This is a genomic window from Pseudomonas sp. TH15 (assembly GCF_016651105.1).
Lineage (GTDB): Bacteria > Pseudomonadota > Gammaproteobacteria > Pseudomonadales > Pseudomonadaceae > Aquipseudomonas.
In genome coordinates, this window is the sequence record NZ_JAEKEL010000001.1 from 4,201,371 (window position 1) to 4,213,609 (window position 12,239).

9 protein-coding genes and 1 pseudogene are annotated in these 12,239 nt (G+C 57.7%); 5 read left to right on the forward strand and 5 right to left on the reverse strand.

The genetic code is table 11. The annotated features are described in order from the left end of the window. Positions 1-37 precede the first annotated feature (37 nt). Positions 38-1,171, reverse strand: coding sequence for an aminotransferase class V-fold PLP-dependent enzyme (locus tag JFT87_RS18750; RefSeq protein ID WP_201203629.1), 1,134 nt, complete (start codon positions 1,169-1,171; stop codon positions 38-40). A 221-nt stretch (positions 1,172-1,392) separates the two neighbouring features. Here JFT87_RS18750 and JFT87_RS18755 point away from each other — a divergent pair, with 221 nt between their 5' ends. Beyond that, positions 1,393-2,004, forward strand: coding sequence for a dTMP kinase (locus tag JFT87_RS18755; protein WP_201203630.1), 612 nt, complete (start codon positions 1,393-1,395; stop codon positions 2,002-2,004). A gap of 123 nt (positions 2,005-2,127) precedes the next feature. Next, complete coding sequence (locus JFT87_RS18760; protein WP_201203631.1) at positions 2,128-2,754, forward strand: glutathione S-transferase family protein; 627 nt, start codon at positions 2,128-2,130, stop codon at positions 2,752-2,754. Positions 2,755-2,802: 48 nt separating this feature from the next. On the opposite strand, the gene JFT87_RS18765 is transcribed toward JFT87_RS18760, so the two are convergent. After that, a complete protein-coding gene (locus JFT87_RS18765; RefSeq protein ID WP_201203636.1) occupies positions 2,803-3,726 on the reverse strand; it encodes a LysR substrate-binding domain-containing protein in 924 nt (307 codons plus the stop codon). A 129-nt stretch (positions 3,727-3,855) separates the two neighbouring features. Here JFT87_RS18765 and JFT87_RS18770 point away from each other — a divergent pair. The 3 genes and pseudogenes from JFT87_RS18770 (at position 3,856) to JFT87_RS18780 (ending at position 6,968) form a co-directional block, all read left to right on the forward strand. Continuing rightward, a pseudogene (locus JFT87_RS18770) lies at positions 3,856-4,625 on the forward strand (SDR family oxidoreductase). A 20-nt stretch (positions 4,626-4,645) separates the two neighbouring features. Further along, positions 4,646-5,461, forward strand: coding sequence for a shikimate dehydrogenase (aroE, locus tag JFT87_RS18775; RefSeq protein ID WP_201203637.1), 816 nt, complete (start codon positions 4,646-4,648; stop codon positions 5,459-5,461). Between the two features lie 55 nt (positions 5,462-5,516). After that, the gene (locus JFT87_RS18780; protein ID WP_201203638.1) at positions 5,517-6,968 is read left to right on the forward strand and encodes an MFS transporter; all 1,452 of its coding nucleotides are present in this window, start codon (positions 5,517-5,519) and stop codon (positions 6,966-6,968) included. Positions 6,969-8,633: 1,665 nt separating this feature from the next. Here JFT87_RS18780 and JFT87_RS18785 read toward each other — a convergent pair. The 3 genes from JFT87_RS18785 to JFT87_RS18795 form a co-directional block, all read right to left on the reverse strand. Beyond that, positions 8,634-9,986, reverse strand: a complete 1,353-nt coding sequence (locus JFT87_RS18785) for an LLM class flavin-dependent oxidoreductase (protein WP_201203639.1) — start codon at positions 9,984-9,986, stop codon at positions 8,634-8,636. Next, positions 9,979-11,406: an MFS transporter gene (locus JFT87_RS18790; RefSeq protein ID WP_201203640.1), complete on the reverse strand. Its 1,428-nt coding sequence runs from the start codon at positions 11,404-11,406 to the stop codon at positions 9,979-9,981. The genes JFT87_RS18785 and JFT87_RS18790 overlap by 8 nt, the downstream gene beginning before the upstream one ends. Before the next feature lie 80 nt (positions 11,407-11,486). Further along, a complete protein-coding gene (locus tag JFT87_RS18795; protein ID WP_201203646.1) occupies positions 11,487-12,236 on the reverse strand; it encodes a tRNA-dependent cyclodipeptide synthase in 750 nt (249 codons plus the stop codon). Between the last annotated feature and the right edge of the window lie 3 nt (positions 12,237-12,239).

Here is a 12,239-nt window from a genome sequence, read left to right on the forward strand (position 1 = left end):
CACAATGTGTCCGGGACGCTGAGCGATCTGCGTGAAATCAGTCAACCATCACCTCATCCAGCGCCTTCTCAAGCGTACTGACCGTGCGTTCGATATTGTGCAGTTTTTCCAGCCCGAACAGCCCGATACGGAAGGTCTGGAAGTCGGCCGGCTCGTCGCATTGCAACGGCACGCCGGCGGCGATCTGCAGACCGTGATTGGCAAATTTCTTGCCGTTTTTGATATCGGCATCGTCGGTGTAGCTGACCACGACGCCCGGGGCCTGAAAGCCGGCAGCGGCCACGCTTTTAATACCTTTGCCAGTCAACAGGGCGCGCACCCGATCGCCGAGAGCCTGTTGTTCATCGCGAACTTTGTCGAAACCGTAGGCTTGCGTCTCTTTCATCACCTCGTTGAATCGAGCGAGGGAATCGCTGGGCATGGTCGCATGGTAGGCGTGTCCGCCCTGTTCGTAGGCTTGCATGATCTGCAGCCACTTTTTCAGGTCACAGGCGAAGCTGCTGCTTTGCGTTTGCTCGATACGTTCGAGGGCCAAATCACTGAACATCACCAATGCGCAGCAAGGGGAGGCGCTCCAGCCTTTCTGTGGCGCGCTGATCAGCAGGTCGACGGCGCATTTGTGCATATCAACCCAAAGCGTGCCCGAGGCGATGCAGTCCAGCACGAACAGACCGCCCACCGCATGCACGGCGTCGCCGACGGCCCGCAGATAGTCGTCGGGCAGGATGATCCCGGATGAAGTTTCAACGTGGGGCGCGAAGACAATCTTTGGCTTTTGCGCAGAGATTGCTGCCAGCACTTCGTCCAGCGGCGGCGGGGCGTACGCGGCCTGATGACCGCTTTCCACCGGCCGGGCTTTCAACACCGTGGTGGCCGCCGGGATGTTGCCCATCTCCAGGATCTGGCTCCAGCGATAACTGAACCAGCCGTTGCGTATCACCAGGCATTGCTGACCGCCGGCAAACTGTCGCGCCACCGCTTCCATGCCAAATGTGCCGCTGCCCGGAACCACCGCAACCGCCTCGGCGTTGTAGACCTGCTTCAGGGTCTTGGAGATATTCTTCATCACCGCTTGAAAGGACTGCGACATGTGGTTCAGAGAGCGATCGGTGTAGACCACGGAGTACTCGACCAACCCCTCGGGATCGATACTGGGATAGAGCTTCGACATGGCGTAATTCCTTTGGCAGAGATGTCAGTGGGTTCGACCCTGCCTCAAGCCATGGCAAATGACAAGTTGGCCGGATTGAATGGCGACTTCGGTCCAGCGGCATTCAAAAGATCGGGTGAATATCGTTAGGACGCAAGTGTAGGCAAAGGGCAGGGAGGTGCTGATGCAATTGCGCAAATGCGGTTAGAGTGCTCGCCAAAGTCCTGATCGTTGTGTGAAGAATGAATCCCTCGCTGTTTATTTCTCTGGATGGGCCCAAAGGCACCGGCAAAACCACACTGTTGGAAGCCGTGACGGCAGCCCTGAGAGCTGACAACCAGAAAGTCATCCGGCTCTGCGAGAGAAAAAGCGATCCCTTCAGGGCTGAAACCATGGCCCTCGTTAACCAGCTCGCCAGAAATCCTTCCCCGGAACTCGAATGGGCTGTGTGTCAGCGTTTTGCCGATAGCCGAAGCTGGATCTCCCAACACGTGCTGCCTAAACAACCGCCGAACAGCATTATTCTGATTGATCGATGGTATCCGTCGGATGCCGCATTTCGCCACACCGTGCCGTTTGCAGAGATTCTGCAATTGAACATGGAGCGCGACGTGCGAGTACCGGATCTGCATGTCGGGGTCATCACTGCACCGGATATTTCATGGGCGAGGGCGACGGCACGATCGCGAGGACTGGGCGGCACCGTGATCCAGAAGCACGCCGAGCATGTCGCGTGTACCGAGATGTTCGAACAGGCGGTTGCGGATCACGGCTGGGTGTTGTGCCGTAATGAAGGAACCATCGAAGAGGCGACGATGCAGGTGGTTTCAGAGATCTATAAAGTACTTCGGTGATTATCGACATCAGGGGCGAGGGCGCTATAAGGCCTCGTTGCTCAACTCAAGTTGCCGTTGAACCTGCCTTTGTCCTGCGCAGGTCGACTTGGCCGAAACATCCACTGACTACAGAGACCCGAAATGATCACACTTCATCACCTCAACGCTTCTCGCTCCCTGCGCATACTCTGGATGCTGGAAGAGATCGGTCAGCCCTACACACTGATTCGTTATCAGCGCGACGCTGCCACGCATCTTGCGCCACCCTCGCTCAAAGACATCCATCCACTCGGGAAGTCGCCAGTGATTGAGTTCGAGGGGCATGTGCTGGTTGAATCGGGCGCTATCGTCGAGTACCTGATCCGCCGGTTCGCACCGCAGCTGGAGCCGGCGTTCACTTCGCCGGATTACCTTCAATACCTGCAATGGATTCACTTTGCGGAGAGCTCGGCCATGGTGCCGGTACTGCTGAAGATATTCACCCAGATCGAGGCGAGTGCCGGGACTGAGCTGAAATTTCTCAACGGTTACACCCAGACCGAGTTTGACAAGGTCTTGGGCTTTCTCGACAACGTACTCGCGGACAAGTCCTTTATCGTCGGTGAGAAATTGTCCGGGGCAGATTTCATGCTGGCTTTCGTCGCTATCACCGTTGTCGAGCAGTTGGGGGCAGGGGCGCAGTATCCGCATCTGGCGGCCTACCTGCAGCGCCTCACCGCGCTGGACAGCTGGAAGCGCGCGCTGAAACTGGAACAAGAGGTCGGCTGAGCAATCAACTTCGGCGTGATGGCTGAATCTGCATTAGCGACGCCAGAGTTATTCGGGATCGCTTTTTGCTGTCGAGTTGGCCTCAGGATTCGACGCTGGATAAAGTTCGTCCAGCACCATCATTAGCGCACGTTTGCGCGGGGTTTCCAGGCCGAGCCAGGCCACGCCGATGCCAGCGCCGCTCATGGGCAACGTGAGTGGTCGAGTCACGACACCGACGGGCAGTGCCGACGCAGCGCCGCTGGGCAAGATGCCGATGCCTAAGCCCGCGGCCACCAGCGCCAGTTGGGTCGTGAATTCGCCCATTTCCCGGGCGATTGTCAGGGTCACTTTGCGTCGGTGAAAACCTGCCAGCATCTGGTCATACAAGCCGGGAGCGAACTTGCGCGCCAGCACCAGTACCGGACACCCGACCAAATCCTGAGGCTTTATACGACGCAAGATGCACAGCGGATGGTCTTGCGGCAGCGCAACCACCAGTGATTCTTCGAACAGCATGCGCGTGTGTACGCCAGGCACATTCAGTGGAAGACGTACCAGGCCAAAATCCAGGGCATTGTCCATCAAGGCCCGCGCCTGCGGTAACGAGGGCATGTCCTTGAGCTCCAGTTCGATACGCGGGTAGCGCTCTTCCAGCGTACGCACGAGCAATGGCAACAAGTGCGACAACGTTGACGACACAAATGCCAAGCGCAATATCCCTACCTCTCCGGCCGCCGCTTGCTGCAACACCTCCCGGGCGCGCCCGGCCTGACGCAGGGTCGCCAGGGCCTCGGGCAGAAACAGCATTCCCTCCTCGGTCAACTCGACTCGGTGCCGATCACGCTCGAATAACTGCGCGCCGACATCTTCTTCCAGAGCACGTATCTGCGCACTCAAGGCCGGCTGGACAATGTGCAGGCGCGCCGCCGCACGGCCAAAGTGCAGCTCTTCAGCCAAGGTCGCAAAAGCCCGCAGATGCTTGAGTTCCACTCTTTACTCCCGATAAGACGCAGGTTTGGTGATCACGATCAGTGATCACGACATCACCATAAACGATTGGCACGTCAGCGCGATAGCGGTCGAAAGTGGGGCCATTGCCAGCTTGTGAAGGGTAGGGAGATGCGCATGATCGACAGTTTTCGTCTGAACGGGCGCAGGGCGCTGATCACCGGCTCGGTGCGCGGTATTGGCCTGGCCCTGGCTCGAGGGTTGGCACAAGCGGGTGCTCAAGTGGTGATTAATGGCCGCGATGACAAACGCGCTCAAGGCGCCTGCGCGCTCTTGCGCGATGAAGGCCTGGAGGCGGAATACTCGGTGTTCGACGTGACCGACCATCAAGCCGTCGCATCGGCGGTTGATGCACTGGAAAACCACTTGGGCCCCATAGACATTCTGATCAACAACGCCGGGTTGCAGCATCGTCAGCCACTCGAAGATGTAAGTGCCGAAGATTGGCACAGGCTGATGGGCACCAACCTTGACGGTGTATTCAATGTGTCCAGGGCTGTGGCCCGTCACATGATCGCGCGCCGGCGCGGCAAGATTATCAACATCGGCTCGGTGCAAAGCGAATTGGCCCGACGCTCCATCGCACCTTACGCCGCCAGCAAGGGCGCCGTGCGCATGCTCACGCGTGGCATGTGTGCTGATTGGGCAGGCCATGGTCTTCAGATCAACGCCCTGGCCCCCGGCTATTTCCAAACCGAACTGAACCAGGCACTGGTCGACGATCCGGCGTTCTCCGAATGGCTGGTACAGCGCACCCCGCAGGGCGCTGGGGCAGGGTAGAGGAACTGTGCGGCGCGGCCGTTTTCCTCGCCTCATCAGCGTCCGACTTCGTTAACGGTCAGACCCTTTTCGTCGATGGTGGCTTGACCAGCGTCGTCTAACTTTCGCAAAGGACTCCACGATGCCTCAATCCCTGCCAACCCTCTGTGGCTCAATCATGGGCTCGCCGTTTTCACTCTCGGCAAAGATCCACAATGCCGCTTACGCAGCCTTGGGCCTTGACTACACCTTTGTCTGTTTTGGCGTCGAAGATCCGGTTGCCGCTGTGGCGGCCATCCGCGCTTTGGGCGTGCGCGGCATGAACGTTTCCATGCCCTACAAAACTGCAGTAATGCCTTGCCTGGACAAGATCGACGACTCGGCCCAAGTGATTGGTGCGGTCAACACCATCAACAATATTGACGGCGTATTGACCGGCTATAACACCGACTACCTGGGCGCGATACGGGCCTTGGAGGAGGTCACCGAACTACAAGGCAAACGCATTGCTGTGATCGGTGCCGGCGGCGCTGCTCGTGCGGTGGTTTACGGTTGTCTACAGGCGGCGGCCGAGGTCACGGTATTCAACCGCAGTGCCGAAAGTGGGGCCATCCTGGCCGAGGATCTGGGTGCCCGCTGGGGCGGCAGCGTCGAGGCGTTCACGGCCGAGGCTTTCGATATCGTCATCAATGCCACCTCCGTTGGCTTCAAACAACCAAACAGCAACCCGCTGGACGGCCGACTGGCCCGTCACCTGATCGTCATGGATGTGGCGTTCATGCCGGTGCAGACCGCGTTGCTGTTGCAGGCCAAAACGCTGGGGTGCCGCACCGTGCCCGGCACCCGCATGTTGGTGCACCAGGCCTGTCGGCAAATCGAGTTGTACACCGGCAAAGAAGCGCCCATCGACATCATGGAGCAGGCCATGCTCAAGGAAATACAGCGGTTGAAACTGTAAGCAATCCAACGACCTTTCAATAACAAGATGCCGTAAAGGCACCTGGAGAGACTCCATGACTGACGATCATTCAGTAGCCAACATTGCCTCGCCCGAAGCAGTACAAGTGCACAAGAAAGATCTTCACCGCGCGGCATGGGCCTGCTCTCTGGGCAGCGCACTTGAATACTACGACTTTGCGCTTTACACCCTGGCGTCGGCGCTGATTTTCGGGCCACTGTTCTTTCCTGAGCAGACCCGCGCCATGAGCCTGATTGCCAGTTTCGGTACCTACTTTTTGGGATTCGCGATACGGCCGCTGGGCGGGGTACTGTTCGGCATGATCGGTGATCGCGTCGGGCGCAAGTTCGTGTTGGCGTCGACGGTGCTGCTGATGGGTATTTCCAGCACGCTGATTGGTGCGTTGCCAACCTTTCATCAAGTCGGCTACCTGGCACCGGTGCTGCTGGTGATCCTGCGTCTGCTCCAAGGTTTGGGCGCGGGTGCCGAACAGGCCGGTGCCGCCGTGATGATGACCGAATATGCCCCCGAGGGCCGGCGTGGTTTCTATGCGGCGCTGCCATTTCTCGGCATCCAATTGGGCACCATCCTCGCAGCGCTGGTGTATTTCCTGGTGGTCAGCGGCAATGACAACGTGATCGAAAGCGGGCTGTGGCGTGTGCCGTTTTTCAGCAGCGTGGTGATCGTTGCATTGGGCTTGTACATGCGCCTGTCGCTCAAGGAATCACCGACCTTCATCCGCCTCAAGGCGCTCAAGCGCGTCTGCGAAAATCCGCTGAAAAGCGCAATGAAACACTCCAAACCCACCTTGCTGATCGGCATCGGGCTGCGCCTGGGAGAAAACGGCGGTTCATCAATTTACCAGGCACTGGCGGTGAGCTACATCGTTGGCGTGGTCGGTCTGCAAGGACCGGTGGGTGTGCTGACCCTGATCTGCGCGGCCAGCCTCGGCGCACTGACCGTACCGATTGCGGGCAAGCTCAGCGATCGTTTTGGTCGAGTCGTGGTGTATCGGGCGTTCGCGCTGGTGCAATTGGCGTTGGCGTTCCCGGTGTGGTGGATACTCAGCCTTGGCAATGTCGTGGCGAGCATTATTGCCATCTCGATTGCATTGGGCATCGGCACCTGGGGGATGTTCGGTACCCAGGCGGTGTTGTTGCCTGAGTTGTTCGGCTCACGCCATCGTTACATGGGTGTATCCATCGCTCGGGAAGCATCGGCAGTGATCGCCGGTGGCATTGCGCCAATGATCGGGGCCGGAATCATTGCTTTGGTGGTGGCGAGCCATGACGGCGACACCAACGCCGGTATCGGCGCCTGGCTGCCGATTGCCTGCTACTTGACGCTACTCACACTGATCACGCTTTACAGCACATTCAAGACTCCAGAAACACTTAATCGCGACCTGGATGAACCGCGTGATGCTTGGGAAATAGACCGTGCCGGAGCGGCGGTACCGGTCGAGCCTGGAAGCAGCATACGGGGCTATAGTCACGAAGCGCCGTGAAGGCGTTTCGATGCTGAGCACGTTCAAGCAACACGCACGCAAGGAGATAACAGCTGGAAGGGGCCAGATATTGCCTGGTTCGGCCAAGCGCTAAAGGTGATGAATCAGCCGCTGGTCCAGCTTCGAACTTGGCAGCAAAAATAAACCTATCTCAATTGAAATCAAAAGGTTGCTGAGAAGAGGGTTCCGGTCAAATTTCAACGCTAACGTTCGCAGATATCAAAGGGCAAGTGTGAGGTTGCCATTCCAGGATGGCTTCTGACATAGCACATGATTTAACATAATATACATTACACGTAACTATATGTTTCTGGATTAGCCCGTTTGCCTAGTGGATTTCAGCTCTCGGAAGTAATCTCTTTTCATTTCGTGAACTAAATCCCGTTCGTAGCCGTATAGCAGCCTGGAAAAGAATTTACCTCTACCTGCATATCTCACATTCTATCTGATGAGTTTACGGCCGGTATGGTCACCCGATCGCTTGCAGTCCTCGGAAGTGATTTTTGGGACGTTTGCGGAACTAACTCATAGACAGAACCGATTTCGCTCCGAATTCACAAATCACTTCTTGTCTTCGCTGCGTCCAATTTCTGCCATACGTGAGCCTGGACGATGCTGATCCGCAGCAGTCATATGGACAAGTCCGCAGCCTAGGCTTTGGCGTTTTGTGTGGAACGCTTTTCCGTTTACAGTCTTACTATGCGCCCCAGCCCGCAAACCCATCGCTGTGTGAAATCTGCAGCGTTCAGCGTGAAGTTGGTGCGCAGATTTCAAGGTTGCGACGAGTGGAAAACACAACCGCCCATTGATTTGCTTGAAGGCGCTGACGGTTTGGCGATGCACGCGTTCCATTTTAAGGAGATGGAGTTTTCCGGCCACCCAATACCTCCGGAAGCTCGCCGAGATCTGGCTGGATGAAAAGCTCAGTGAAAAGCTCATCCGGTACCGTTGTTAACCACAAATTTGACTTGTTAACCACTGTAGTTAACAGGTCAAAAACCAGGTTTACAGCGTAATACTGAACCTGCGTTTTAGCCTCGATTTGCCTAGCATGCCTGGGATTTCAAAGCATACGTTTGGAATGGTTACCCTTTTCCTTACTATCACTCGACTGCTCAGTCAGCCGTAGCTAACAATTTTTGGCATCCTGCTGGATTAGGTTAAAGCACATCAAAGCGCCCTGACGCGGCGTTTTTGACGAGAGATATGTACTCTTGAAGATGGTCTACCGTCATGGCAAGGTAACAAGCTTTAGGTGGAATCAGTAGCCAACTCAACTAAACATCTATTTAGTAGAGTTATAGAAAAGCACGTCTGTGCCGGCCTTTTCTGATGTTTCCGGTGCATATTCGATAATCGCTGATCGCCAGAGTAAACAGCAATATTGAAAGCTGTTACTCGACCATGGATTAAAGCGTTCTGGCCACATTATCAACGCTTTTCCGCCAATTCGGCCTTCAACACTGAGCGAGCCCTGAATAGCCTTCTGGTAGTGGCGACTTCAAGGGAAGTGTTGACTCTTGGCGACATCGAGATTGGCCTGACTACGTCCCCCAGCTGAAAATCGGCACGTTGGTTGAGGGGATGAAGCCCCCTGCCCCCTGCCCCTCTACGAATAACTGACCGAGGTCGCGCGGCAGACCATCGCTCAGTGGCATTACCGGTTTAGCCATTTTTCCCGCTCCCGAAGAAGCGATTTTCCACCCGTTGCAGCCCGAGATTTTCTCGCAGGCTGCGGCCTTCGTACTGCGTGCGAAATAGCCCGCGCCGTTGCAATTCAGGCACCACCAGATCAACAAAATCATCGATGGCGCCCGGCAGATGAGTGAACAGCACATTGAAGCCATCCGCTGCATATTCTTCATACCAGGTGGCCAGTTCGTCGACGATCTGCGCCGGCGTGCCGACCTGAACCTTATGTCCACTGGCCGACAGGCTGCGCAGCAGTTGCGCGACTGTCGGACGCTCGCGACGGATCAGTTCGACCACCAGTTGCTGCCGGCTCTGGTGCCGTTGCGTCGGTGCGAGATGTTCCGGCAACGGCACTACGGCGTGCATTGGCAATGCCGACAGATCAATGCCAAGGTCTAGCAGCCAGGACAAGCCCTTGAGCATCACTTCGGGGTCGAGTAGTTCTTGCAACTGTTGGTACTTTTCTTCGGCCTCGTTGAGGGTTCGGCCGACGGTCGGCGCAATGCCCGGAAAGATCTTCAGTTGCTCGATGCCTCGCCCGTAGCGCGGCAAACGCTCCTTGAGGCCGGCGTAAAATGCTTTGCCCTCCTCCAGGGTTTGCTGGGCGGTGAACACCAGTTCAGCGCTGCGCGCCGCCAGCTCTCGACCCGGGCCAGATGAACCGGCCTGAGCGATCAGCGGCCAACCTTGCAGGGGGCGCGGCGCGTTCAACGGACCGCGAACCTGGAAGTGTCGGCCGTGATGTTCAAGCACGTGCATCTTCTCGGTATCGAGCCAGGTGCCTGTGACCTTGTCACGCACAAACGCATCATCGGCCCAGCTGTCCCAGAGCCCGGTTACCACGTCGAAAAACTCTTCGGCCCGGGCATAACGATCAGCGTGCGCCAAGGGCTGGGCATGATTGAAATTTTCGCTGCCAATCAAACCGGTTACCAGGTTCCACCCCGCTCGACCACCGCTCAGGTGATCGAGTGAAGCGAACTTGCGCGCGACGTTGTAAGGCTCGTTGTACGACGTATTGACCGTGGCGATCAAACCGATGTGTTCGGTCAACACCGCTAGCGCCGGCAGTAGCGTCAACGGGTCCCAGCGCAGGCTGTAAGACGTGCGGCTGAGCACCCGCGGATCGAGGTTGCCCACCGCAACATTGTCATTGAGAAACAACGCATCGAAGCAGCCTCGTTCCAGCGTTTGCGCGTAGTGCCGATAGCGCTGAAAATTCAGCGAAGCATCGGCATCCGCCTGTGGGTGACGCCAACTGCCACCGTGCGCGCCGGAGCCGGACAGAAAAGCCCCAAGGCGTATTTGCCCCGGACGTTCAGCCATGCCCCGGCCCTTCTTCGGCGATTGCCTGCGCCGTTTTTGCGCTGCGCAGCAACCACGCCACCGAGGCCCAGACACTGAGACTGGCCACCGCTAGAAACACCATCACCGCACGATAGCCATTGAGGAATGCGCCCTGCACATCATCCAGCGGCAGTGCGGAAAAGTGATGATAGATCCCCACGCCGAGCGCCAACCCGAGACCGCCACCCACGTTGTGCAGCGTCATCAGCGACCCCATGGCTACCGAGCCAACCTGTTGCGGCACCGAAGAAATTCCCAACACCGTCGACGGCCCGAGAATGCTCGCCCAGCCCAGGCCCATGACCACGAACGCGGCCAGGACATAGGCCAGAGACGTCTGGCGATCAAAGCCAGCCTGCAACAACGCCGACACCACAAACAGCAGTAACCCGGTCTTGATCAGCAACGCCGGCCCCTTGCGATCCACCAACCGCCCCACAAGCGGTGACAATACCGCGACCCCAAGTGTGGTCGGCAACAGCAACAGACCGCTGGCCTGAACGTTTTCGCCGCGAATCAACGCCAGGTAAAGCGGCATGACAAAAAACGCCACGCAGTAAAACAGCGCCAAACCGAAACTGGCGGTCACCGCGGCCACGAAGCGCCGGTTGGCGAATAACCGCAAGTCGATGATCGGCGCCGCGACACGTTTTTCCACCTCGATGAACGCCCAGAGCGCCAGCACCGCCAGACTGATCAAGCCCAGCGTAAACGGCGAACGCCAACCCCACGCTGCGCCTTGCACGATCACCAGCACCAGGCTTGGCAGCCCGACCAGCAGCAAAATCGCTCCCAGCCAATCAAGCCGGGCGCCTGTCTGTTCAGCCCGGGACTCATCGACGCTGACGCTGCAAATCGCCAGGCTGAGCAGCACCAACGGCACGTTGATCAGGAAGATCCATTGCCAGCCGAACACACTGGTAATCACTCCGCCCAACACCGGCCCGATGGCCAGCCCGACGCCATTGACGCCGAACAGCACACCAAATGCCTTGCCTTGCTCGGCGCTGTCGAACGTGCTGGAAACAATGGCGCCGGACGCGGTATAGAGCACCGCGCACGCCAGGCCTTGCACGATGCGCGCGGCGATCAACTGGTCGATGTTGCCGACCAGGCCGGCCGCCAACGAAGCCAGGCCAAACACGCTCAGGCCGATGAACAGCACGCGTTTGCGCCCATGCACATCCGCCAGCCGCCCGACCAGCACCATAAAACTCGACAGCGCCAGAATGAAACCGTTGATAACCCACTGCAAACTGTCGACGTCCGCCCCCAGATCCTGCTGCAACGCCGGCAGTGCGGTGTTGACGATGGTGAAATCGACGCAGCCCAGAAAACTGGCAATGCTCACTCCGAGCAATGCCCACCATTTGCGTTGCTGTTGCGCAAAAACGCTCATGGAAACTCCTTGTTCAATTGAATAAAAACAGCGGTACGGTGATGCAATGCGGCAGGAGCGCACTCGCTCCGCCGTTGTCTTCAAATCGCGATCGCGCCACTCGACCAGTTCGGGTGAATTACCCCAGGCAGCGTGAAGGGAATCGGGATCCCGCGTTTCTTGAATTTCAACGGCAACCAGCGCACACGGTCCGGGCTGTGAGGCTCGATCAGCAGATCACGGCTGGTGGCCATCGCGGCGGTCATCTGCTGCGGATACAGCACGTAGTCGTAACCCTCGGCGGCCCATAGCGGCAAAATGATCGGGATTTCTTCGAGGATGTATTCGCGGCACTGGTTGGCGGCACGCGTGATGTCGGCGTGTTCGTCACGCAATCGCAAACGGTCGGTAAACACCGCGATGGTGCTTTCGATCGCGTCGCGCAACTCATGACGCTCGTGGTAGATCACATTGAGTTGCTGGCGCAGTTCGGCGTATTGGTCGCTTGCCAGTTCCTGGTTCCAGCGGGTGATGTGATAGGGCACGCGCAAACCGTCGAGAATCTGCTGATTGCGTGCCAGCCAGGCGTCGCCGTCGCGGATGGATGCCGACAACGCTTCGCCGGGGGATTTGCCGTGCTTGTTATGGCGCTGCAAGGTGTCGGCGACCACGACTTTGACGTGGCTGAAGCCCGACTGATTGATCAGGTGGATGGTCGAACGCAGCTTTTGGTCCTCGTGATACTCCTGGCCAACGCTGACCGCCAACACCACCCGCTTACCTTCAAATTCGTGCTCTTCGCCACCCTTGTTGAAATAGGCCTTGAGGTTGATTTCCTGTGCGTTGCTCATGAG

Excerpts from the sequence above, each read along its gene's own strand:
- JFT87_RS18795 (WP_201203646.1), bottom strand. The coding sequence starts at position 12,236 with ATGAGCAACGCACAGGAAATCAACCTCAAGGCCTATTTCAACAAGGGT.
- JFT87_RS18755 (WP_201203630.1), top strand. The coding sequence starts at position 1,393 with ATGAATCCCTCGCTGTTTATTTCTCTGGATGGGCCCAAAGGCACCGGC.
- JFT87_RS18750 (WP_201203629.1), bottom strand. The coding sequence starts at position 1,171 with ATGTCGAAGCTCTATCCCAGTATCGATCCCGAGGGGTTGGTCGAGTAC.
- JFT87_RS18790 (WP_201203640.1), bottom strand. The coding sequence starts at position 11,406 with ATGAGCGTTTTTGCGCAACAGCAACGCAAATGGTGGGCATTGCTCGGA.
- JFT87_RS18760 (WP_201203631.1), top strand. The coding sequence starts at position 2,128 with ATGATCACACTTCATCACCTCAACGCTTCTCGCTCCCTGCGCATACTC.
- aroE (WP_201203637.1), top strand. The coding sequence starts at position 4,646 with ATGCCTCAATCCCTGCCAACCCTCTGTGGCTCAATCATGGGCTCGCCG.
- JFT87_RS18780 (WP_201203638.1), top strand. The coding sequence starts at position 5,517 with ATGACTGACGATCATTCAGTAGCCAACATTGCCTCGCCCGAAGCAGTA.
- JFT87_RS18785 (WP_201203639.1), bottom strand. The coding sequence starts at position 9,986 with ATGGCTGAACGTCCGGGGCAAATACGCCTTGGGGCTTTTCTGTCCGGC.